This window comes from Streptomyces sp. cg36 (assembly GCF_041080675.1).
Taxonomy (GTDB): domain Bacteria; phylum Actinomycetota; class Actinomycetes; order Streptomycetales; family Streptomycetaceae; genus Streptomyces.
Map to the genome: position 1 here is coordinate 529957 of NZ_CP163520.1, position 22268 is coordinate 552224.

Below are 22268 nucleotides of genomic sequence, written 5' to 3' on the forward strand. Positions count from 1 at the left end.
GGTGCGGAAATTGCGTTCCACGCATTCCCGCTGACCAGAAAGCTAGATTCCGGAGGAGTGGCGTGTCAACGGCCATGAAAGCTTTCAACACTGCTCTGACCTGCATTGAAAGCACTCTTTTGCCGGGCTGTAAGACATGCAAGAAATGCGCAAGATTCAGCAGCTCAGCGTTGCAGGGCGGGACCCGCAGTAATTCCCCGAATTCACCTGTTGACTCGCTCGATCGCCCATGCCTAATCTGCGGATGCCGCCGCGGATCCATCGTCCGCGATGCACTGCCCGTCGAGGAACGCGATTCTCTCCGGGCCTTTCGCAGCTTTATTGCGATCCAAGACTCCATGACTCCAAGACGAAGAAATGAGGCCAGCATGCCGCGCTGGGTTGAAACGGTCTCCGGAATCGAGGGCTGGAACCACATCGACACCTCCGCCCGCGTCCGCTGGGGCGAGTGCGATGTGCAGGGACACGCCTACTACGCCAGCTACGTGCCCTGGTTCGATCTGGGCCGCGAGGCGTTCGCCCTGGCCGTCGGCGTCGACTTCTGGAACTACACGATCACCACGACCAACTTCCGCGCCCGCTTCCACGAGGCCGCGAAGTACCTCGACGACCTGACCATCCGGACGTGGGCGGTCACACCACGGCGCCATCTGGAGTGCCACTACGAGATCTACCGCACCGACGGCGGCCGTCTGCTGGCGGAGGCCCACTCCGTGCACTCGCTGGTCGACCCCGCCACCGGCCGTCTGATGCGCGCCACCGACGAACTGCACGACAAGTTCGAGGAGTTCATGGAGCGCCGGCGCGCCCAGGAGGCCCGGGCCCGCGGCTGATCCCCCGCGGCGTCCCCGCCCCACCGGCACGACGCCCCCGGCCGCCGCCCTCCCACGGCCGCACCGTTCCCCCCTCCCCCGTCACCCTCCCCACCACCGTCGCCCGTCAAGGAGACAAGGCATGGATTCCTCGGCCCTGGAGCAGCTTCGAACCGAGCTGCTGGGACAGCTGATCACCCCGCAGGACCCCGAATACGACCTGCGGCGCAGGGTGTTCAACGCGATGATCGACCGCAGGCCCGCGGCCATCGCGCGCTGTCTGGGGACCGCGGACGTCCTGGCGGCCCTGGCCTTCGCCCGTCGGCAGGGCCTGGCCGTGGGCATCCGGGGCGGCGGCCACAGCATCGCCGGGCACGGCACCTGCGACGGCGGGCTCCTGATCGACATGTCCCTGATGCGCGGAGTGCACGTCGACCGCGAGCGCCGCACCGTACGCGTCCAGGCGGGCGCGACGCTCGCCGACGTGGACCGCGAGACGCAGCTGCACGGACTCGCCGTGCCCAGCGGCCAGGTCTCCGAGACCGGCATCGCGGGTCTCACCCTCAGCGGCGGTATGGGCATGCTCCAGCGGAAGTACGGCCTGACCTGCGACAACCTGCTGTCGGTCGAGATGGTCACGGTGGGCGGTGACGTGCTGGTCGCCGACGCGGAGACCAACGCGGAGCTGTTCTGGGCGCTGCGCGGCGGTGGCGGCAACTTCGGCGTGGTCACGTCCTTCGAGTACCGGGCGCACCCGGTGGGCCCCTTGATGCTGGCGGGCATCGTCGCCTACCCGGTCGAAGAGGCACCGGCGGTACTGGAGTTCCTGCGCGACGAGATGGCCGACACCCCCGAGGAGCTCAGCACCGACGTGGTGTTCCTGCGGGTGCCCTCGCTGGAGTTCTTCCCCGCGGAGCACGCCGGGCGCCCCGTCGTCGGCTTCTTCCTGCGCTACTCGGGCGACGTGGAGGAGGGCTGGGCGGCCGTCGAACGGTTCCGGAAGTTCGGCACCCCGCTGGTCGACGTCGTCGCGCCCATGCCCCTCGTCAGCGTCCAGTCCATGCTCGACCCCGCCAACCCGCGCGACCACCAGCAGTACTGGACCAGCGAGTTCCTGCCCCGCTTCGGCCCCGACGAGCGGGCCGCGGTGGCGCGCATCGGCGCGGACCTGCCCTCCCCCGAGACGGTGCTCCAGGTCATCCCGTTCGACGCGGCCCCCACCCGGGTCCCCGCCGACGCCACCGCCTTCGCCCACCGCGACGAGAGCTGGCTGATCCACATCGTCGGGCAGTGGGCCGACCCGGCGGAGAACGAGCGCTGCCGGGGCTGGGTCCGCGAGGCCGGGGCCGCCCTGCGGGCCTTCGGCACCGGCGCGGCCTACCTCAACCTGGTCAGCGAGGACGACGCGGACATGCGGGTCAACGCGTTCTGGAACGACGAACGCCTCGCCCGGCTCGCCCGCGTCAAGGCCCAGTACGACCCGGACAACCTGCTCCGCTTCAACCACAACATCCCGCCCGCCCCGGCCGGGGACGAGCGGTGACCGGGCCGGGCGGCGGGCGCCGCGTACGGGTCGCGGTGGTGGGGGCGGGCTTCGGCGGGCTCGGCATGGCCATGGCCCTCAAGCGTGCCGGCCACGACGACTTCGTCGTCCTGGACAAGGCGTCCGACATCGGCGGCGTCTGGCGGGACAACACCTATCCCGGCGCCGCCTGCGACATCCCGTCCGCGCTGTACTCGTACTCCTTCGCGCCCCACTACCGCTGGTCGCGCCGGTACGCGCCGCAGGCCGAGATCCTCGACTACCTGCGCTCCTGCGCACGCGCCCACGGGCTGGAGCCCCATCTGCGGCTGGGGCAGGAGGTCACGGAGGCCGTCTTCGACGAGGAGCGCGCGCTGTGGCGGCTGCGCACCGCCGAGGGGCTGACCTTCGAGGCGGAGGTGTTCGTCGCCGCCTGCGGCCAGCTGAGCCGCCCGTCCGTCCCGGACATCCCCGGCGCCGCCCGGTTCGCCGGTCGCGCCTTCCACTCCGCGCGCTGGGACCACGGCCACGACCTGGCCGGGCGCCGGGTCGCGGTGGTCGGGACGGGGGCCAGCGCCCTGCAGATCGTGCCCGCCCTGGCCGGACGGGCCGCCCACCTCACGCTCTTCCAGCGCTCGGCACCGCACGTCGTGCCCAAGTGGGACCGCGACTTCGCCCCGGCCGCGCGCGGGGGCGGGCGGCGCGCGGCCCTGCGGCGCAAGGCCGCCCGGCTCGGCTGGTGGCTGTTCAACGAGTCCCTGGTGAGCGGGCTCACCCGGCGCGGGCCGACCATCGCGCTGACCCGCCGGGGCTGCGAAGTACAGCTGCGCACCCAGCTGTCGGACCCGGTGCTGCGCGAGAGGCTCACCCCGGCCACCGAGATCGGCTGCAAGCGCGTCGGCATCTCCAACACCTTCTACCCGGCCCTGGAACGGCCCGACGTCACCCTGGTGACCGAGCCGATCACCGAGATCGTCGCGGACGGGATCCGCACCGGGGACGGCACCCTGCACACCGCCGACACGATCGTGTACGCGACCGGGTTCGCCGCCACCGAGTTCCTGCATCCCCTGCGCGTACGGGGTCGCGACGGAACCGAGCTGGCCGAGGTGTGGCGCGCGGGCGCCCACGCCTATCTGGGCCTGGCCGTGCCGCGCTTCCCCAACATGTTCCTGGTCTACGGCCCGCACACCAACATCGGGGCCGGATCCGCCGTCTACATGATCGAAAGCCAGATCCGCTACATCCGCCGGGCCGTGGCCGAACTGGGCCGGGGAGGCCGCCGGTTCCTGGAGGTGCGCCCCGAGGCGGCCGAGGACTTCGACGCCGAGATGGACCGTCGCACCGCCCGCTCGGTCTGGGCCACCTGTACGAGCTGGTACCGCCACCCCTCGGGCCGGGTCACCAACAACTGGCCCGGCCAGACGCTGGAGTACCGCCGCCGCACCGCGCGCCTGAACCTCGCCCACTACCGGCCCGCCCCGCGCCGTCCCTGACCCCCGGCCCTCCTCCTCATGCCGTCCGAAGCAAGGAGCACCATGGCTCTGCACCCCGACACGCGACGCATCCTGGAAGCCCTGCGCGACCAGGGCTTCCCCCCGCTGGAGAGCGTCGGCGTCCCCCGGCTGCGCCATCTGATGAACCGCCTCCAGCAGGCCCAGGGGGAGCCGGAAGCGGTCGCGCACATCGTCGAGACCCAGGTCCCCGGCCCGGCCGGAGCCCTCCCGGTCCGGGTCTACCGGCCCGCGCCCCGGCCGGGCCCCCGCCCGCTGATCGTGTTCTTCCACGGCGGCGGGTGGGTGTCCGGCGGCATCGAACTGGTCGACCCCGCGCTGCGCCGCCTCGCCAACGCGACCGGCGCGGTCGTCGCCTCCGTCGGCTACCGTCTGGCGCCCGAGACCCGCTTCCCGGGCCCGCTCCAGGACGCCCACGCGGCCCTGTGCGCACTGGCCGGACGCGCGTCCGAGCTGGGCGCCGATCCGCACACGCTCGTGGTGGCGGGCGAGAGCGCGGGAGCCAACCTCGCCGCCGCCGTCTGCCGGATGGCCGCCGACGGCGACGGCCCCCGCATCGCGCTCCAGCTCCTCGTGTGCCCCCCGCTGGCCCCCGCCCGCGACTCCCCGTACGCCTCCTACCGCCACAACGCGGACGGATACCTCAACACCCGGGCGGCGATGGGGTACTTCTGGGACCAGTACGTGCCGGATCCGGTCCTGGCCCGCGACCCGCTGGCCGCGCCCCTGCTCGCCACCGACGTCTGCGGGCTGCCGCCCGCCCTCGTCCTGGTCGCCGGCCTCGATCCGCTGTGCGACGAGGGGGAGGCGTACGCGCACCGGCTGCGCGAGGCCGGAGTGCCCGCCCGGTCGGTCCGGGTCGACGGCGCCCTGCACATCTTCTTCCTGCTCCCCCGCCTCGCCGCGTTCGAGAGCGTCCTGCCCGACATCGTGGACGCCCTCGCGGACAGCGCGCCGCCCCACGCCCCCGAAGGGTCACCGGCATGAACCACGAGCACCTCTACATCGGCGGACGCTGGACCGCCTCCCACGGCGGTCACTGGCTGGAGGTGACCGACCCGACCACCGAACAGGTCATCGGGCGCGTCCCCGACGGCACACCGCGGGACGTGGACGACGCGGTACGCGCGGCCCGGCGCGCCTTCCCCTCCTGGTCGCGCACCCCCGCCGAGACCCGCGCCCGCCACCTCGACGACATCGCCGCCGCCCTGGAGCGGCGCGGCGGTGAGCTCGCCGAACTCGTCACCCGCGAGGTGGGCACCCCCCTCGGCTTCGCCCGCATGGCACAAGTCGGCCTCGCCGTACTGGCGTTCCGCACGGCCGCGCGCGTGGGAGCCTCCTACCCCTATGAACGGCCCGACGCCCACTCGCTGATCGTGCGCGAGGCCATCGGCGTCGTGGGCGCGATCACCCCGTGGAACTATCCGCTGTACCAGGCCGCGGCCAAGGTCGCCTACGCGCTGGCCGCCGGGTGCACCGTGGTGCTCAAACCCAGCGAGGTGGCCCCGCTCAGCACCTGGGCGCTGATGGAGGCGGTCGCCGAGGCCGGGGTGCCGGCCGGAGTCCTCAACCTGGTGAGCGGCACGGGCCCGGTGGTCGGCGAGGCGATCGCGGCCCACCGGGACGTCGACATGGTGTCGTTCACCGGCTCCACGGCGGTCGGCCGGCGCATCGGCGCCGTCGCGGCCGACACGGTCAAACGGGTCGCCCTCGAACTCGGCGGCAAGAGCCCCGCCCTGATGCTCCCGGACGCCGAGCCCGCCACCGTCGTGCCGCGGACCCTGGCGAGCGCGTTCCTCAACAACGGCCAGACCTGCTGCGCGCTGACCCGGCTGCTGGTGCCCCGGGAACGCAAGCGGGAGGTCGAACGGGCCGCCGCCGAGGCCGCCCGGGCCACCGTGGCGGGCGATCCGATGCGCGGCGGCACCCAGCTCGGGCCGCTCGTCTCGGCCGCTCAGCGCGAGCGGGTCCGCGAGCACATCGCGCGGGCGCTCGCCCAGGGGGCCACCCTCGTCAGCGGCGGGACCGAGCCGCCCGAGGGCCTGGAGCGGGGCTACTTCGTCCGGCCGACCGTCCTGAGCGGCGTCACCCCCGACATGGACATCCACCGCGCCGAGGTCTTCGGCCCGGTGCTGGTCATCGAGGCGTACGACGACGTCGAGCACGCCGTGCGCCTGGCCAACGACAGCGACTACGGCCTGGCCGCCGCCGTGTGGTCGGCCGACCGGGACCGCGCACTCGCCGTCGCCCGGCTGCTGCGGGCCGGACAGGTCGAGGTCAACGGCGCTCCGCTCAACCCCGCCGCCCCCTTCGGTGGCTACAAGCAGTCCGGGAACGGCCGCGAGCACGGAGTGTTCGGGCTCGAGGAGTTCCTGGAGACCAAGTCCATCCAGCTCTGATCCCCCGTTCCGCCCGTACCCGCACACAGACAGGACCTCCCATGTTCCGCACCATGTTCACGTCCAAGATCCACCGTGCCACCGTCACCCAGGCCGACCTCCACTACGTCGGCTCGCTCACCCTGTGCGCCGACCTCATGGACGCGGCGGGCCTGCTGCCCGGCGAGAAGGTGGACGTCGTCGACATCAACAACGGCAACCGGCTGTCGACCTATCTCATCGAGGGGCCGCGCGGCTCCGGTGTCGTCGGCATCAACGGCGCCGCGGCCCGTCTCATCAGCCCCGGCGATCTGGTGATCATCATCGCGTACGGGCTGGTGCAGAGCGAGGAGGCCGCCCACGTCACGCCCAGGGTCGTCTTCGTCGACGCCCACAACAAGATCGTGTCGACCGGCTCCGACCCGGCCGAGGCCACCGCGGACGGCACGACCGTACGCGGCGACCACGTCTTCGTCGACTGACCCCACGGCCACCGTGGCCCGGCGCCCGGTCGCGGCACCCGCCGCGACCGGGCCCGGCCCCGCAACACTCGGAGATGACCGCATGTGCGGAATAACCGGCTGGGTGTCGTACGACCGCGACCTCACCACCCGACTGCCCTCGCTGCGGCGGATGACGGACACCCTGGCCGCCCGGGGTCCGGACGCCCAGGGCCACTGGACCGGCAGACACGCGGCCCTCGGCCACCGGCGCCTGTCCATCGTCGACCTCGACGGCAGCGCTCAGCCCATGACCGCGCACACCGCCCACGGACCGGTCGTGCTCACCTACAGCGGCGAGGTGTACAACTTCCCCGAGCTGCGGGCCCAACTGCGCGGCCGGGGGCACCGGTTCACCACCACCGGTGACACCGAGGTCGTGCTGCGCGCCTATCTGGAGTGGGGCGAGGACCTGGTCGACCACCTGGTGGGCATGTACGCCTTCGGCGTGTGGGACGGCCGTACCGACACCCTGCTGCTGGTGCGCGACCGCCTCGGCATCAAACCGCTCTACTACCACCCCACGCCCGACGGCCTGCTCTTCGCGTCCGAGCCCAAGGCCATCCTGGCGCACCCCGACGTCACACCCACCGTCGGCCTCGACGGCCTGCGGGAGATCATGTTCGGGGTGAAGACACCCGGCCAGGCCGTCTGGCAGGGCATGCGGGAACTCCCGCCGGGGCAGCTGGCCGTCCTCGACCGTTCGGGCCTGCGCCGGCGCACCTACTGGACCCTGACGGCCCGCCCCCACTCCGACGGCCGCACCCGCACCGCCGAACAGCTGCGCGCCCTGCTCGAAGACGTGGTGCGGGAGCAGCTCGTCGCCGACGTGCCCCGCTGCACCCTGCTCTCCGGCGGACTCGACTCCAGCGCCATCGCGGGACTCGCCTCCGCCGCGCTCGCCCGCGACGGCGAACCCCTGCGCTCCTTCTCGGTCGACTTCGCCGGGCACAGCGAACACTTCGTGCCCGACGGCCACAACGTGAGCCCGGACGCCTCCTACGCGCGGGCCGTCGCCGACCATCTGGGCGCCCACCACACCAACCTCGTCCTGGACCCGGCCGCGCTGGCCGATCCGGCGGTGCGCCGCGCCTGCGTGGCCGCCCGCGACCTGCCGATCGGGCGGGGCGACATGGACCACTCCCTGCTGCTGCTCTTCCGGGCGGTCCGCGAGCACTCCACCGTCGCTCTCTCCGGCGAGGGCGCCGACGAGATGTTCGGCGGCTACTGGTGGTTCCACGATCCGGCCCTGCGGGCCGCCGACGGCTTCCCCTGGCTGACGGCCGCCACCGGGCAGGCCCGCCAGGAGCGCCGCTTCCTCACCCCCGAGCTCCAAAAGGCGCTGGACATGCCGGAGTTCGCGGCCCAGCGCCACCGCGAGGCCCTCGCCGAGGTGCCCCTCCTACGCGGCGAGGACCCGGACCGCAACCGGACCCGCGAGCTGCTCCACCTGCACCTGACCCGCAGTCTCGGCGGCATGCTGGACCGCAAAGACCGCCTCAGCATGGCCGCCGGCCTGGAAGTCAGAGTGCCCTTCTGCGACCACCGCGTCGTCGAGTACGCCTACAACATCCCGTGGAGCCTGCACACGTTCGACGGCCGCGAGAAGAGCATCCTGCGCGAGGCCACCCGGCACGTCGTGCCCGAGCTGGTGCGCCGCCGCACCAAGAGCCCCTATCCGATGACGCAGGACCCCGGCTATCTGCTGGCCCTGCAGCGGCAGGCGCGCGAGGTCCTGGACCAGCCGCACGCCCCGGTCTTCGAGCTGTTCGACCGCCGGACCGCGGAGCGCGTGGCCCAAGCGCCGTGGGACCAGACCGCCAACCGGGCCGGTCAGCGCCTCGTCCTGGAGAAACTCCTCGACCTGCACACCTGGCTCGGCCTCCACCGGCCGCGGCTCGTCACGTCCTGACGCGCGGCTCCCCGTCCGTCAGGACGTCCGCCCCCTGGCCCCCACCGACGACAGGGAATCCCCATGACCCGTCAATCCCCGCCCGGGAACCCGGGCAACGCCACGGAGCCGACCACCACGCCCCGGCGCACCAGCGCCTCCCGGCCCCGGCGTCCCGACGGCCGTTCCCCGCTGGCGGCCCTGGGACGCCTGCTGGTCCGCCGACGGCTGACCGTGGTGACCGCCGTCCTCCTCGCCGCGGCGGTGGCGGTCCCCTTCGCCGGGAGCGTGGCCGGCCGGCTCTCCGGCGGCGGCTTCACCGACCCGGCGGCCGAGTCGACGCGCGCCGAGGCGTTCCTGGCCAACCGCTTCGGCACGGGACCGCCCCACCTCGTCCTGCTGGCACGCGCCCCGGGCCCCGTCGACGCGCCGGGCACCGAGCGGGCCGGCCGCGACCTCGTCCGGCGGGTCCTGGCGCAACCGGGCGTGCTGTCGGCCGTGTCGTACTGGACCGCGCCCCAACAGGCCGCCCGACAGGCCCTGAAGGGGCGCGACGGCCGTTCGGCGCTGGTGCTGGTCCGGCTCGCGGGTGACACCGACCGCGTCCACACGACCGCGCTGGACGTGGTTCCCCGGCTCACCGGCCACCAGGGCGTACTGGACGTGTCGGCCACCGGCCCGGCGCAGGTCGGTGTCGAAGTGCAGGAGCACAGCCAGCGCGATCTGCTGCGCGCCGAGGCGTACGCGCTGCCCCTCCTCCTGGTGATCCTCGTCCTCGTCTTCGGCAGCGCCGTGGCGGCCGGGCTGCCCCTGCTGATCGGCGGGCTCTCGATCCTGGGCACGTTCCTCGTCCTGCGCGTGGTGTCCGCGTTCACCCCGGTCTCCGTCTTCTCGATCAACATCACGACGGCGCTGGGACTCGGTCTCGCCGTCGACTACAGCCTCTTCCTCGTCACCCGCTACCGCGAGGAGGCCGCGCGCGGCCTCACGACCGCCGAGGCGGTGGCACGGAGCATGCGCACCGCCGGGCGCACCGTGCTGTTCTCCGCGCTGACGGTGGCCCTGTCCCTGTCGGCGCTGCTGGCCTTCCCGCTGTACTTCCTGCGCTCCTTCGCCTACGCGGGGATCGCGGTGGTGGCGTTCGCGGCGTTCTCGACCCTGGTCGTGCTGCCCGCGCTGCTCGGTCTGCTGGGGCCCCGCGTCGACGCGCTCGACGTACGGCGGCTGCTGCGCCGCCGCACGCGGCGCACCGCCACGGCCGGGCCCGGCGGGATCGCCAGCACGCTGCGCGCGGCCACGGTCCGGCGGCCGGTGGTGTGCGCGGCGGCCGTGGTGGGTCTGCTGGTGGTACTGGGCCTGCCGTTCGCCCGGGTGTCGTTCGGACTGGCCGACGACCGCGCCCTGCCCGCCGACGCGTCCGCCCACCGCACGGCGCGGTTCGTACGGGAGGAGTTCACCGCCCGCGGCTCTGCCGCGCTGCCGGTGGTGCTGCCGGAAGCGGGCGGGCGGGCCCGGGAGGTGGGCGCGTACGCCCTGCGCCTGTCCGCGCTGCCCGGCGTGGCCCGGGTGGACGCGGTCACCGGCAGCTACGCCTACGGAAGCCGACTGGCCGCCGCCTCCCCGGCGTCCGCCGCGTACACGGCGGGCGGGGCCACCTGGCTGTCGGTGGTGACGTCCGTCGAACCGTACTCACCCCGTGGCACGGCCCTGGTCGCGAGCCTGCGTGAGCAGGCCGCACCGGGACCCGCCCTGGTGGGCGGTGACGCCGCCGTACTCACCGACACCCGCCGGGCCGTCACCGACGGGCTGCCCGTCGCCGCGCTGATCGTCGGCGGGGCGACGGTGGTGCTGCTGTTCCTGTTCACCGGCAGCGTGCTGATCCCCGTCAAGGCGCTCCTGCTCAACCTGCTGAGCCTGACGGCGGCGTTCGGCGCCATGGTGTACGTCTTCCAGGACGGCCATCTGCGCTTCCTGGTGGGCGACTTCACGGTGACCGGGACGGTGGACATCACCATGCCGGTGCTGATGTTCTGCGTCGCCTTCGGCCTCTCCATGGACTACGAGGTGTTCCTGCTGTCCCGGATCCGGGAGGCGTACGCGCAGACGGGTGACAACGCACTGGCCGTGGGTGTGGGGACGGCGCACACCGCCCGCCTCATCGGTGCCGCCTCCGTCCTGGTCGCCGTACCCATGGCCGCGCTCGCCACCTCGGGCATCACCTTCCTCAAGCTGCTGGGCGTGGGGCTGGCCCTGGCGGTGCTGATGGACGCCACTCTGGTGCGGGCGGTCCTGGTGCCGGCCGCGATGCGGCTCGCGGGCCGGGCCAACTGGTGGGCGCCCGCGCCGCTGCGGCGGCTGCACGACCGGCTGGGGTGCGGCGACGGGTGACGGCCGCACGGTGGAGGAGGGAGGGGCGGCCGGTGGACCGGCCGCCCCTCCCTCCTCCACGCGGAGGTCCGCGTTCAGTCGTAGAGCGCCTCGAACAGCGCGCGCAAGCGGGCGTGCACGACCGGGCGGGCGACCTTCAGGGACACCGTCAGCTCACCCGCCTCGGCGCTCAGCTCCCGGTCGAGGACATGGACGGCCCGGGCACGGAAGTACTCCTGGAAGCCGGAGTTGGCGTGCTCCAGCGCCCCTGAGATCTCCGCGAGCAGCTCCGGCGTGCGCGCGAGGGTCTCCAGCCGCGTCGGCAGCGCCCGCGCGGCGGCCCATTCGGCGGCCCGGCGCGCGTCCAGGGTGATCAGCGCGACCAGGTGCGGCCTGGCCTCGCCGTAGAGGACGGCCTGGGAGATCAACGGGTGGGTACGCAGCTGCTGTTCGAGGGGGTGGGGGGTGACCGCCATGCCGTTGGAGAGCTGGATGAGCTCCTTCTTGCGCCCGGTCAGGCGCAGATAGCCGTCCCCGTCCAGCTCACCCAGGTCACCGGTGTGGAGCCAGCCGTCGCGCACACCCCCGAACCCTCCCTCGTCGTAACCCCAGTAACCGCGGAAGACGTTGGCGCCCCGCAGCAGGATCTCGCCGTCGTCCGCGATGGCCACCTCCACCCCCGGAAGGGGTTTGCCGACCGTGCCCAGCCGGTAGTCCTCGGGGGTGTTGGTGGTGGCCGCCGCCGCCGTCTCGGTCATGCCGTAGCACTCCACGACGGGCAGGCCGCAGCCGAGGAAGAAGGCGAGGACGTCCTGGGAGACCGGGGCGCCGGAGACGGTGACGCGCCGCACCCGTCCGCCGAATCCCTCGCGCACCCGGGCGAAGAGCGTTTCTTCCGTACGGTCGAACCACTCCCGCAGCCCGGTCGGCACCGGCTCGCCCGCGGCCAGCATGCGGCGTACGCGCAAACCCTCGCGGGCGGCTTCGAGCAGCTCCGGCCGACGGGCCGGGGGGACGTCGGCGAGGGCCGCGCGGTAGATCTTCTCCAGCGCGAGCGGCACCAGCGGGACGATGCTCGGCCGGGCCGCCCTCAGCTCCGCCACCAGGTCGTCGTCGGAGCCACCGCGCCACCACACCAGGGTGTAGCCGGACCACCAGGTGAGCAGCTGCATCAGCAGGGCGATGGTGTGCGGCCCGGTGACGACGAAGACGGTGCCGTTGCTGGTGTCCGGCGCGGCGTCCGGGTGGCGCGGTGGTGAGGGGTGGGCGCGCAGGACGGCGAGGTAGTTGGCGTGCGAGAGGGCGCAGCCCTTCTTCGGGCCGGTGGTCCCGGAGGTGTAGATGATGAGGAGGAGGTCCTCGGCCCGGACGGCCGCACGGCGGCGCGCCAGGGCGTCGGGCGCCACGGTGTGCGCACCCGCCGCACGCAGGCGGTCCAGCGTGAGGGATGGGTCCGTACGGGCGGGATCCGGGCGGGACGGGTCCGCCGGGGCGTCCGCCGCGTCCATCACGACGACGTGGCGCAGCCCGGGGACGCGGGGCCGCGCGGCCCGTACCTTGGCCAGTTGCTCGCCGTCCTCGCAGAGGACCGCCTTCGCGTCGCAGTCGTTCAGGACGTGGACCATCTCGTCCGGGACGGTCGACGGCAGCAAGGACACCAGCACCAGGCCGCAGGACGCCGCCGCGAGCAGCGTCAGGGTCCACTCCGGGCGCGGCCCGCTCTGGACGGCTATGCGGTCGCCGGGGGCCAGTCCAAGCGCCAGCAGGCCGCGGGCGATCTCGTCGCTGGCCGCACGGGCCTCGGCGAACGTCAGCCAATGCGCTGTTCCCTGCGCGTCCTGCCAGCTCAGCGCCGGTGCGTGCGGCCAGCTCCGGGCGCCCCGCTCGGCGAGACGGGCCAGGCTGTCCGGGGCCGGGCCGGTGGGGTCCGGCGGGGTGAGCGGGGTCATGGCGGTCACTCCCCCGCTCGTACGGGCCGCCGGGCGGCCGGGGTGCGGTGCTCCGCGTCGAGCATGTAGCCGTTGCCCCACACCGTCTTGATCACCAGGCCGAGGGGCGCGAGACGGCGGCGGACGCGCAGGATCCGCACGTCCAGGGCGTTGCGCCGCAGGTTCTCGGCGGCGGGCCACATCTGGGCGGTGAGGTCCTCGCGGCTGACGATGCCCCGGTAGGCGGCGAGCAGCAGCCGGACCAGGGCGGCCTCGCCGGGGGCCAGGGGCAGGCTCTGGTCGCCGAAGTGCAGGATGCCGTGGTGGTCGAGGACGGGGTCGCGGGGAGCGGCTCTGACCTGGAGGGCGGCCTGCCGGGCGTGGAGGTCCTGCGGGTCGGCCGGGGTGCGGATCCAGTCCTCCAGCTGGTCCACGCAGCGCGGGGGCGGTGTCGCGGGTGCCACCAGCAGCAGCCGGGGGACCCCGTCGGCCCGGCACTGTTCGAGCTGGGCGGCCTGCTCGGGCCAGCGCAGGACACGGACCGTGCCGGGCGCGGCACGGCCGGGGACGGTGGGGCCCGGGCGGCCGGCACCGGGGCGTCCCGGGGTGGTGGGGCCCGCCGGTACGGCGCCGGGGCGAGGGGTCCGGGGCGCGTGGGCGGTGGGCTGGGAGAGGATGAGGGGGAGAGTCACGGTTGCCTCCTTGGACGGATGAGGACGGCGGCTTCGTGAAGGCGCGCGGGACCGGCCGACGGGATGCGGCCCCGGCCGGGCGTCGCTCGCGCGCACACCACACATAAGCCGGTCGTGAAGCCGAGCACCATGCCTGGCGGTGTGCTTGGGTGTGCCTTCGGGTGTGCGCACCACGGATCAGGGAGCGGCAGCCGGCGTCCCCTCGTCGGCGAACCGGTCCAAGTAGGCGCGGACGGCCGGGACCCGCAGGTGGGCGCCGAGGTCGGCGTGGAGTGCTTCCAGCTGGGCGCGTACGCCGAACGTCGGGGTGGACGTCTCGAACACGACGGCGGCCGTGGCATGGGTGAGTGCGGTGTCCCACGCTCCGAGGGCCAGGTGCGCACGGGCCATGTGGACCTGCGCGAGGGCGCGTTCACACGGTGTCAGACCGTCTGCCGGAGCCGCCGTGACGAGGGGGCCGAGGAGTTCCAGTGCCCGCCGCGGCAGACCGCAGTGGACGAGGCCCATCCCGATCAGGTTGGAGAGTGCGTCAGGGGTGAACCAGTCGGTGAACCTCGGGTGCCCTCCGGATGACGGGCGGCCGTACTCCGTGCGGGCCTCGTCGAAGTGCCGCAGCGCCCGGTCCACCTCGCCCGTCAGCGCGCGGGCGGTGCCCCGTGCGAGGTGCACGAGCGAGGCCAGACGCGGTCCGGGGCCCGCCGGACCGGCGCAGACCCGCGCGACGGGCTCCAGGAGAGCGAGCGCCTGTGCCGGATGCCCCGTGCCCACGCACTGCGCGGCCATCAACACCAGTGCCCAGAGCCCGAGTTGCCGGTGGCCCGCCAGGGAGCTGAGGCGCGCCGCGGCGACAAAGGCCACCTGGGCGAACGCGTGCTCGCCCGACTCGTAGGCGAGCCATCCGCTCAGACAGGCGGCACCGGCCGCCGCCGACAGCAGCTCGGGGCCTTCGTCGGCGCCGTGGCCCCTGGAGCGCAGCAGCTCGCCGACGACGCACAGCTCGGTGACGGCCAGCAGCCGGGCCGTCGCCGCGCCCTCGGTGAGGTAGAGCGCGTGGATCTGCCGTCGGCGCACTTCCAGGGTGCGCACGGTCAGGGGGTCGAGGGCGGGGCCGGTCCCGGTCGGCGCCGGGCGGACCTCGCCGTCGCGCTCCGCCCACGCCTCCGCCAGCCGCGCGAGCGCCGTCGGGCAGATCACGAACGCGCGGTCGGCGGAGTCGGCGAGCGGGCCGACCAGTGCGTGCAGTGAGCGCAGGGCGCCCTCCGCGTCCCAGGGGGCGTGGAACGGGTCCTCGGTGTCGCCCGCGACCTGCAGCCAGTGCGGCCAGCCCAGCCGGAGCACATCGGCGCGGGACACACCGTGGAGCCGCGCCATGGCGAGCTGCGCGCCGGGCTCGGGGGTGACCTTGCCCGATTCCCAGCGGGCGACCTTCTCGCGGCGGGCGGCCATGGTGCCGAGGCCGAGTTCGGCGTGGTGGGCGGCGACGAGCTGGGCGTAGGCGGCGTGGGACAGCCCCGCGCGCTTGCGCAGCCGGGCGAGCGGGTGGGCGGATGCGGAGGTGTTCCGCGGGGTGGGGAGCATGGGGGAAGAGACCTGTCTGGTGCGGTGGGGGCCGGTGCGGTGGGGGCGCGCGGTGGGCGCCGGGGCGGTGCGCTACGCGGACTCCGAGGTCTCCTCGTGCTCCGCGCGCGCCAGGCGCGCCGGGGAACCGGCCCGGTCACCGAGGCGCAGGGCGGCCCAGGCGAGCCGGCGCAGCCGCCACAGCCCCGGGCGGCGTACGCGGCACAGGTCGTGGGGCCGGGCGAACGCCGCCGCGTGGACGCCCGCGGCGAGCAGCGCGGCGACGCCGTACGGGAGCGGACGGGTGCGGCGGGTCCGCGGCATTCGGCACGCGGGGCGACAGGGTGACTGCGCAGAGTGGTGACAGGTGGGGGCGGGGCGGGGGGCGGCGATGGGCGGAGGAGCCAGAAAGGCGCTCATGGCGGGTTTCTGTCCGTTCTCGGTCGAGGGGGAGGCCGGGTGGGTCTCTCGGTCGAAGGAGCGGCAAGGGCCAGGACCGCATGAGCGGGATGGGCTTTTGGGTGTGTGCCCGTCGGAGGGGCGGCCGGGGGCGGTCCAGCTGGGGCGCCTTGCTCGTCCAGTCTGGTCGGCCCGGCCCGCCGCCGGGACCCGCCCGGCGTCCGCACCGGCCCCCGCCGGTCGGCGGGGGCCCGCGTGGGCGGCGGCGGGTGCGGTGGATACCCGTAGGTCCTCACCACGCGCGAAGTGCCGGGCCCGCCACTGGGCCCGGCACCGTGCGCACCCCGGCCGCCGTGCGTCACGGGCGGGGTGTCGCGGACGGGGCGGTTGGCCCCGGCGTCAGATGTGCTCGGCGGGGTTGGCCGGAAGGAAGAAGTTCCAGCTGCCGGGGCCGTGGTGCTGGCCGTCGGGGGAATTCCTGGAGGCGCAGGCGCCGTTGGTGGGGTTGCCGTTCCACCACAGGCTGTAGCAGTAGTTGCAGAAGCGCCAGTTGTCCTGGTAGGCGGTGACGCGGTCGGGGATGGGCAGACCGGCCGCGAGGCGGGCCTCGTTGTGTGTGGCCGCCGCGCGCGCGGCGGGGGTGCCCAGCGCCGCCGCACCGGCGACGAGGGCCGCTCCGCCCGCGGCCTTCATGATTCTTCGTCGGGTCTGCCGCTGATCGGCCATGGGCTCACTCCTCTGGGGGTTCACCGGTGGTGCATGACCTCAACTGGCCCTGATATCAACCTAGTTGACACATCGCAGGCTATTCCCCACCCCCAGGGGCAGGCGATCGGCAATCCAGCCATGCCATGGACGCGACATCACACGTGCATCGCGCACGCCCCGTGCGCGCACCGCGCACCCCTCGCGCCCGAGAAGCGGCACCTCGCACCTCCACCCCTCCCGTACCTGTGCGGCAGATCACGGTGACCCCGGCACGCCCGGCACCTACGATGCGTGACTGATACAGCTATCCGATGCACATGTGCCCTGCCCGAGGAGACGGTCCCCGTGACCACTGGCGTCATCGCGCGTGACAGCTACTACGAGCGAACGGGCGAGCGCCGCTTCAAGCCCACGGCCCACGCCGGGGGTGCCTGGAGCAGCGACGAGCAGCACTTCAGCCCGCTCGCGGGACTCGTCGCGCACGCCGTCGAGCAGCACCTCGCGGCGCGGCCCGGCAACCTCGTGGTGGGCCGGATCAGCTATGACATCCTCGGCAGGATCGCGCTCGACGAGTGCGAGATCACCGTCGACACCGTCCGCCCCGGCCGCACCATCGAACTCCTCGAAGCGACCGTGACCATCGACGGCCGCCCGGTCGTGCGCGCCCGGGTCTGGCTGCTGGCGTCCCTGGACACCTCGGCCGTCGCCGACAGCCCCCACGAACGGCTCCCCTCCCCCGACGAACTCCCGGTGTGGTCCATGGGCGAGGAGTGGAACGGCGGGTACGTCTCCTCCGTCGAGGTGCGCCGCGCCCGCGCGTCCCGCAAGGGGCGGGCGACCGCCTGGATCTCCTCGGGCGTCGACCTGGTGGCGGGCGAGCCGAGCGGCCCGCTGGCCTCCTACCTCGCGCTCGTGGACACCGCCAACGGCATCGCCGTGCAGCAGGACCCCACGACCTGGATGTTCCCGAACCTCGATCTGACGATCCACCTCCACCGACAGCCGCGAGGGCCGTGGACGGGCCTCGACACCACGGTGACGTTCGGCCCGTCGGGCCAGGGTCTCACCAGCAGCGTCCTGCACGACCTCCACGGCCCGGTCGGCCACGCCGAACAGATCCTCACGGTCCGCCCGCTGACCGGCGACTGAGTGCGCCCGCACCGGCCGGGTGGTCCGGCCGGTGCGGGCGCACGCGTCACTTCTGCCAGCCGACCGTCTCCGGCAGCGGGCTGTAGAAGATGGTCGCGCCGACGTTGGCGAGCCCCTTCTTCACTCCGTACGTCGAGGGGCCGCTGTAGAGCGGCAGGAACGCGTACTGCTGGAGGGCCTTCTCCTCGACCTTGTTGACCGCCGCGATCTGCTGGTCGAGGTCGGCGATGTCCGCGGTGGCGCGGATCTCCTTGTCCAGGGCGGGGCTGCCGGAACCCGTGATGTTGGAGTCGCGGTCGGAGCAGTAGAAGTCGCACAGGTAGCGGGCGCCGAACGGGTCCATGGAGCGGTTGCCCGACAGGAAGAGGTCGAACCTGCGCTCGCTCAGCACCTTGGAGAACTCGGAGTCGTCGGTCTTCTTGATGACCAGCTGCACACCGACGGGCTTGAGCATCGCGGCGAGCGCGCCCGCGGTGGCCTTGCCCAGCGGGTCGTCGCCCAGCAGGGTGTAGCCGACCTCCAGCTTCTTGCCGTCCTTGACCCGGATGCCGTCACCGCCGGGCTTCCAACCGGCCGCGTCCAGCGTCTTCTTGGCCTCCGCGGGCGCGTAGGCGAGCACGGACGAGACGTTGTCCCGGTAGCCCTTCTGGAAGCTGTAGAGCACGGCCGAGCCCGGCAGCGGCTCCTGGTAGTCGAGCCCCTGGAACTGGATCTTCGCGATCTGGGCGCGGTCGATGCTCTGCTGGACGGCCTTGCGGACCTCGGTGTCGGCGAAGACCGCGGACTTGGTGTTGAAGTACAGCGCGTACTCGAAGGGGCTGCCGCCGCTGCGGATCTCCGTCCCCTTCAGCCCCTTGATCTGCTTGAGGCTCTCCGCGTCGGAGGCGGAGGTGTAGTCGACCTGGCCGTTCTTGAAGGCGTTGACCGCCGCGGTGGACTCCAGGTTGACGTAGACGCGCTTGTCCAGCTTGCCCTTCTTGCCCCACCACTTCGGGTTGCGGACGAAGGTGATGTTGCCCGAGTGCTCGTCCCAGGACCCGACCGTGTACGGGCCCGCGCCCCACTCCGGATGGGCCTTCTTGACGTACGCCTTGTTGAAGTTGTCGACCGTCGCCGCCTTGGGGTGCAGGAACGTGGTGAACAGGCTCGACCAGGCGGCGTTGACGCCCTTGAAGGTGATGACGGCCTGCTTGGCGTCCTTGCCCTGCGCCACGGAGGTGATCCGGTCGTAGCCGTCGGTGGAGGAGGCGGCGAACGCCTTGTCCGAGCCGTTGTTGGCCTTCCAGGTGGCCTCGATCGCGGTCCAGTCGATCGGGGTGCCGTCGTTGAAGACCGCCTTCGGGTTGATCGTGATCGTGACCTTCTGGTTGCCGCCCTCGACGGACACCTTCACGTCGCTGTAGTAGTCCGGGTTGTACTGGACCTGGCCGGTGGGCGAGTAGGTGATCGCGTCGGCGTTGTACCAGGACCACACCCGGGACGCGGTCAGCGTCGAGTTGACGTTGAACGGGTTGCCCTGTTCGTCGAAGGTGCCGACGGTGGTGTAGGTGCCGCCGTCCTTGATGTTCTCGTACGGCTGCGGGTTGTAGTCGGCGGCCGACGGCGCCGCCTTCGCCGCGGTCTTGCCGTCCGGCCCGGCGGAGTCCTTGTCGGAGGAGGACTGGCACGCGGTGGCCGTGACGGAGATGGCGGCGAGGAGGGCGACGGGCAGGGCCAGTCTTGCGCGCATGGCGGAATGCTTCCTTTGGCTTCGATGGACTGCGGTGTGGTGCGACGGGGTCGGGCGGCGCGGCCCGGGTGGTGCCGGCGCGCCCGGTAGCCGGTGGGCTCAGGCCGCGTGACAGGCGTACTGGTGGCCGGGGCGTCCGGGGGCGGCGGTCGGCTCGGGGCGCTCCGTGCGGCAGCGCTCCCGTACTTCCGGGGGAGCCGTGCGGTACAGCGGGCAGCGGTCGACGAAGACGCAGCCCGCCGGCAGCCGGGCGGCGCTCGGCTGCTCGCCCGCCAGGACGATGCGTTCACGGGTGCGTTCGCGCTCCGGGTCGGGCACCGGGATCGCCGAGAGCAGCGCCCGCGTATAGGGGTGCTTGGGATCCGAGAAGATCGTCTCGGTGTCCCCGGTCTCGACGATGTGGCCCAGGTACATGACCGCGATGCGGTCGGAGACGTACCGCACGACCGCCAGGTCGTGGGCCACCACGAGGTAGGCCAGGCCCAGTTCGCGCTTGAGCCGTGCCAGCAGGTTGATGATGCCCGCCTGCACGGACACGTCCAGCGCGGAGAGCGGCTCGTCGAGGACGAGCAGTCTCGGTTCGGTCGCCAGCGCGCGGGCGATCGCGACGCGTTGGCGCTGCCCGCCCGACAGCGCGGCCGGGAAGCGGTCACCGATGGAGGCGTCCAGGCCCACCAGGCGCAGCAGTGCGGCGGTGCGGACGCGGATCGACTCGCGGTCGCGCCCGATCGCCTGGAGGGGCTCGGCGAGGAGGTCGCCGACGGGCAGCCGCGGGTCCAGGGCGCCCGTCGGGTCCTGCATGACGATCTGGACGTCCCGCCGCAACTCCCGTACGCGCGCGGCGGACCGGGCGGTGGCGATGTCGGTACCGGCGATCTCGATGCGTCCGCCCTCGGGTTCCTTGAGGCGCAGGATCTCCAGCAGGGTCGTGGTCTTGCCGCTGCCCGACTCCCCCACCAGGCCCAGGGTCTCGCCGGCGCGCAGCTCGAACCCCACCCGGTTGACGGCGCGCAGCGTGCCGACGCGGCGCTTGAGGAGGGCGCCCTTGGTGACCGGGAAGGTCTTGACGAGGTCGCTCACGCGGAGCACGACCTCCGCGCTCGCGGCGGAACCCGGCGCGGCGGGCCGCTCCAGGGCCGCCGCGCCGTCGGCGGGGTCGAGCGAGCCGTCGGCGACCTCACCGGCGCGCACGCAGGCGACGTGGCCGTGGCCGGTGACTTCGCGCAGCTGCGGCTCGCCGGTGCGGCACGCGTCGACGGCGACGGCGCAGCGGCTCGCGAAGGGGCAGCCGGGTGCCAGGTCCACCAGCGAGGGCGGTTCCCCGCCGATGGGGACGAGGGGCCGGTGGATCCCGCTGTCGACGGTCGGCACGGCGGCCAGCAGCCGCGCGGTGTACGGCATGGTGGGGCGGCGGAAGAGTTCCCGCGCGCCCGCCCGCTCCACGACGCGGCCCGCGTACATGACCGCGATCTCGTCGGCGTGTCCGGCGACGACCCCCAGGTCGTGGGTGATCAGGACGAGTCCGGCCCCGGTCTCGCGCTGCGCGAGCTTCAGGACGTCGAGGATCTGGGCCTGCACGGTCACGTCGAGGGCGGTGGTCGGCTCGTCGGCGACGAGCACGGACGGCTTGTTGGCGATGGCCATGGCGATCACGACCCGCTGGCGCATACCGCCGGAGAACTCGTGCGGGAAGGCCCGGGCCCGCTCGCGCGGATCGGGGATGCCGACGAGGTCGAGCAGTTCGACGGCCTGCTCCCAGGCAGCCCGCTTGCCGAGGTCCTGGTGGACGCGCAGGGCGTCGGAGAGGAGTCTGCCCACCGGGAAGATCGGGGTGAGGGCGGACAGCGGGTCCTGGAAGACCATGCCGATGGCGTTCCCGCGTATCCGCGAGAGCTCCTTGTCGCCGAGGCCGATCAGGTCGCGTCCGCCCAGCAGCACCTGGCCGCTCAGCTCGGCGGAGGGCGGCAGCAGTCCCAGGATGCCCATGGCGGTGGCCGACTTCCCCGAACCGGACTCGCCGACGATGCCGAGGGTGCGGCCCGGCAGGAGGTCGAAGCCGACTCCGCGTACCGCCTGTACGGGTCCCGCTTCGGAGGGGAAGGTGATCCGCAGGTCGCGCACGGAGAGGACGGGTGTGGTGCCGGATTCCGCGGGTCGGGTCTCAGTCGTCGCGAGGGTCATCGTCGGCCTCCCGCCGCACCGGTCACGGACGTGGGGTCGAGGGCGTCGCGCAGTCCGTCGCCGACGAAGGTCATCGACACGGTGAGCAGCACGACCAGGCCCGCCGGGAAGGCGAAGAGCCAGGGGGCGCTGGTGACCGTGCCCGCGCCGTCCGCGAGGACCGTGCCGAGGGAGACGTCCGGGGTCTGGACGCCGAACCCGAGGAACGACAGGGCGGTTTCACTGAGCACGGTCGACACCACTCCGAGGGTCAGGTTGACGATCAGCAGCGAGCCGAGGTTGGGGATGATGTGGCGCAGGATGATGCGCAGCGGGCGCACTCCCATGAACTCGGCAGCCTTCACGTAGTCCCGTTCGCGCAGGGACGTCGACACCGACCAGATCACCCGGGCCGTGGACATCCAGCCGAACACCGTCAGGACGACGATGAGGACGCGCCAGTCGCCCGCCAGGCGGTGGGAGACGAGGGCGAGGATGAGGAACGAGGGGACGATCAGGAGGAAGTGGATGGCGGCGAGCGTCGCCTTCTCCACCCGGCCGCCGAAGTAGGCGGCGCTGGAGCCGATGAGCGCGGCGACGACGACCGTCAGCACGGACACGCTCACGGCGATCACCAGCGAACGCTGGAGCCCGTGCACGGTGGCGGCGTAGATGTCGTTGCCGCCCTGGTTGGTGCCGAACCAGTGGGCGGCGCTCGGCGGCTGGGTGAGCGCGGCGAAGTCGGCGTCGGAGTAGGTGTACGAGGTGAACAGGTCGCCGAAGGCGCTGAACAGCACCAGCAGCACGAAGATCAGCACACCGGCCACGGCGAGCCGGTTGCGCAGGAAGCGCCGCAGGTAGAGCCGCCCGCGGCCGAGCGATCGCCCCTCGCGGGGTGCGCGGAGCGGTCCGCCGGGGGCCCGGTCGGCCGCGGTCGCCTCGCTCATCACGTCTGTCGTCAC

General features: G+C 73.1%; 17 protein-coding genes. 9 read left to right on the forward strand and 8 right to left on the reverse strand.

The genetic code is table 11. The features are described from left to right. The first annotated feature begins 368 nt into the window (after nucleotides 1-368). The 8 genes from AB5J87_RS02335 (at nucleotide 369) to AB5J87_RS02370 (ending at nucleotide 11005) form a co-directional block, all read left to right on the forward strand. Nucleotides 369-833 (forward strand): acyl-CoA thioesterase, encoded by a 465-nt coding sequence (locus AB5J87_RS02335; protein ID WP_369373341.1) that lies wholly within the window; start codon nucleotides 369-371, stop codon nucleotides 831-833. 121 nt (nucleotides 834-954) lie between these two features. After that, on the forward strand, nucleotides 955-2355 hold the full coding sequence (locus AB5J87_RS02340) for an FAD-binding oxidoreductase (protein WP_369373343.1): 1401 nt from the start codon (nucleotides 955-957) through the stop codon (nucleotides 2353-2355). After that, nucleotides 2352-3830, forward strand: a complete 1479-nt coding sequence (locus AB5J87_RS02345; RefSeq protein ID WP_369373345.1) for a flavin-containing monooxygenase — start codon at nucleotides 2352-2354, stop codon at nucleotides 3828-3830. The genes AB5J87_RS02340 and AB5J87_RS02345 overlap by 4 nt, the downstream gene beginning before the upstream one ends. Nucleotides 3831-3872: 42 nt before the next feature. After that, the gene (locus AB5J87_RS02350; protein WP_369373347.1) at nucleotides 3873-4835 is read left to right on the forward strand and encodes an alpha/beta hydrolase; all 963 of its coding nucleotides are present in this window, start codon (nucleotides 3873-3875) and stop codon (nucleotides 4833-4835) included. Further along, nucleotides 4832-6247 carry an aldehyde dehydrogenase family protein gene (locus AB5J87_RS02355; protein WP_369373349.1) on the forward strand — a complete coding sequence of 472 codons (1416 nt, stop codon included), beginning with the start codon at nucleotides 4832-4834 and terminating at the stop codon, nucleotides 6245-6247. The genes AB5J87_RS02350 and AB5J87_RS02355 overlap by 4 nt, the downstream gene beginning before the upstream one ends. A 41-nt stretch (nucleotides 6248-6288) precedes the next feature. Then, nucleotides 6289-6708, forward strand: a complete 420-nt coding sequence (gene panD, locus AB5J87_RS02360; protein ID WP_369373351.1) for an aspartate 1-decarboxylase — start codon at nucleotides 6289-6291, stop codon at nucleotides 6706-6708. An 82-nt stretch (nucleotides 6709-6790) separates the two neighbouring features. Next, a complete protein-coding gene (gene asnB, locus AB5J87_RS02365; RefSeq protein ID WP_369373353.1) occupies nucleotides 6791-8638 on the forward strand; it encodes an asparagine synthase (glutamine-hydrolyzing) in 1848 nt (615 codons plus the stop codon). 63 nt (nucleotides 8639-8701) lie between these two features. Next, entirely contained in the window at nucleotides 8702-11005 is a 2304-nt protein-coding gene (locus AB5J87_RS02370; RefSeq protein WP_369373355.1) for an MMPL family transporter, read from the forward strand. Nucleotides 11006-11079: 74 nt separating this feature from the next. On the opposite strand, the gene AB5J87_RS02375 is transcribed toward AB5J87_RS02370, so the two are convergent. From AB5J87_RS02375 to AB5J87_RS02395, 5 genes are all read right to left on the reverse strand, one after another. Then, entirely contained in the window at nucleotides 11080-12933 is a 1854-nt protein-coding gene (locus tag AB5J87_RS02375) for a long-chain fatty acid--CoA ligase (RefSeq protein WP_369373357.1), read from the reverse strand. 5 nt (nucleotides 12934-12938) lie between these two features. Further along, nucleotides 12939-13604 (reverse strand): winged helix-turn-helix domain-containing protein, encoded by a 666-nt coding sequence (locus AB5J87_RS02380; protein ID WP_369373359.1) that lies wholly within the window; start codon nucleotides 13602-13604, stop codon nucleotides 12939-12941. A 177-nt stretch (nucleotides 13605-13781) separates the two neighbouring features. Next, nucleotides 13782-15182 (reverse strand): helix-turn-helix domain-containing protein, encoded by a 1401-nt coding sequence (locus AB5J87_RS02385; RefSeq protein ID WP_369373361.1) that lies wholly within the window; start codon nucleotides 15180-15182, stop codon nucleotides 13782-13784. 72 nt (nucleotides 15183-15254) lie between these two features. After that, nucleotides 15255-15485, reverse strand: a complete 231-nt coding sequence (locus AB5J87_RS02390) for a hypothetical protein (RefSeq protein WP_369373363.1) — start codon at nucleotides 15483-15485, stop codon at nucleotides 15255-15257. A 474-nt stretch (nucleotides 15486-15959) separates the two neighbouring features. Further along, nucleotides 15960-16286 carry a hypothetical protein gene (locus AB5J87_RS02395; protein ID WP_369373365.1) on the reverse strand — a complete coding sequence of 109 codons (327 nt, stop codon included), beginning with the start codon at nucleotides 16284-16286 and terminating at the stop codon, nucleotides 15960-15962. 327 nt (nucleotides 16287-16613) lie between these two features. Here AB5J87_RS02395 and AB5J87_RS02400 point away from each other — a divergent pair, with 327 nt between their 5' ends. Beyond that, the gene (locus tag AB5J87_RS02400) at nucleotides 16614-17417 is read left to right on the forward strand and encodes a thioesterase family protein (RefSeq protein WP_369373367.1); all 804 of its coding nucleotides are present in this window, start codon (nucleotides 16614-16616) and stop codon (nucleotides 17415-17417) included. Nucleotides 17418-17463: 46 nt separating this feature from the next. Here the strand turns inward: AB5J87_RS02400 and AB5J87_RS02405 are convergent, their stop codons facing one another. The 3 genes from AB5J87_RS02405 to AB5J87_RS02415 form a co-directional block, all read right to left on the reverse strand. After that, nucleotides 17464-19146 carry an ABC transporter family substrate-binding protein gene (locus tag AB5J87_RS02405; protein WP_369373369.1) on the reverse strand — a complete coding sequence of 561 codons (1683 nt, stop codon included), beginning with the start codon at nucleotides 19144-19146 and terminating at the stop codon, nucleotides 17464-17466. Nucleotides 19147-19245: 99 nt separating this feature from the next. Continuing rightward, the gene (locus AB5J87_RS02410; protein ID WP_369373371.1) at nucleotides 19246-21327 is read right to left on the reverse strand and encodes a dipeptide ABC transporter ATP-binding protein; all 2082 of its coding nucleotides are present in this window, start codon (nucleotides 21325-21327) and stop codon (nucleotides 19246-19248) included. After that, the gene (locus AB5J87_RS02415) at nucleotides 21324-22268 is read right to left on the reverse strand and encodes an ABC transporter permease (protein ID WP_369373373.1); all 945 of its coding nucleotides are present in this window, start codon (nucleotides 22266-22268) and stop codon (nucleotides 21324-21326) included. The genes AB5J87_RS02410 and AB5J87_RS02415 overlap by 4 nt, the downstream gene beginning before the upstream one ends.

Bases quoted from the DNA above. Each gene is read 5' to 3' on its own strand.
- AB5J87_RS02335 (WP_369373341.1), top strand. From the start codon at position 369: ATGCCGCGCTGGGTTGAAACGGTCTCCGGAATCGAGGGCTGGAACCAC.
- AB5J87_RS02340 (WP_369373343.1), top strand. From the start codon at position 955: ATGGATTCCTCGGCCCTGGAGCAGCTTCGAACCGAGCTGCTGGGACAG.
- AB5J87_RS02350 (WP_369373347.1), top strand. From the start codon at position 3,873: ATGGCTCTGCACCCCGACACGCGACGCATCCTGGAAGCCCTGCGCGAC.
- AB5J87_RS02355 (WP_369373349.1), top strand. From the start codon at position 4,832: ATGAACCACGAGCACCTCTACATCGGCGGACGCTGGACCGCCTCCCAC.
- panD (WP_369373351.1), top strand. From the start codon at position 6,289: ATGTTCCGCACCATGTTCACGTCCAAGATCCACCGTGCCACCGTCACC.
- asnB (WP_369373353.1), top strand. From the start codon at position 6,791: ATGTGCGGAATAACCGGCTGGGTGTCGTACGACCGCGACCTCACCACC.
- AB5J87_RS02370 (WP_369373355.1), top strand. From the start codon at position 8,702: ATGACCCGTCAATCCCCGCCCGGGAACCCGGGCAACGCCACGGAGCCG.
- AB5J87_RS02375 (WP_369373357.1), bottom strand. From the start codon at position 12,933: ATGACCCCGCTCACCCCGCCGGACCCCACCGGCCCGGCCCCGGACAGC.
- AB5J87_RS02385 (WP_369373361.1), bottom strand. From the start codon at position 15,182: ATGCTCCCCACCCCGCGGAACACCTCCGCATCCGCCCACCCGCTCGCC.
- AB5J87_RS02390 (WP_369373363.1), bottom strand. From the start codon at position 15,485: ATGCCGCGGACCCGCCGCACCCGTCCGCTCCCGTACGGCGTCGCCGCG.
- AB5J87_RS02395 (WP_369373365.1), bottom strand. From the start codon at position 16,286: ATGGCCGATCAGCGGCAGACCCGACGAAGAATCATGAAGGCCGCGGGC.
- AB5J87_RS02405 (WP_369373369.1), bottom strand. From the start codon at position 19,146: ATGCGCGCAAGACTGGCCCTGCCCGTCGCCCTCCTCGCCGCCATCTCC.
- AB5J87_RS02410 (WP_369373371.1), bottom strand. From the start codon at position 21,327: ATGACCCTCGCGACGACTGAGACCCGACCCGCGGAATCCGGCACCACA.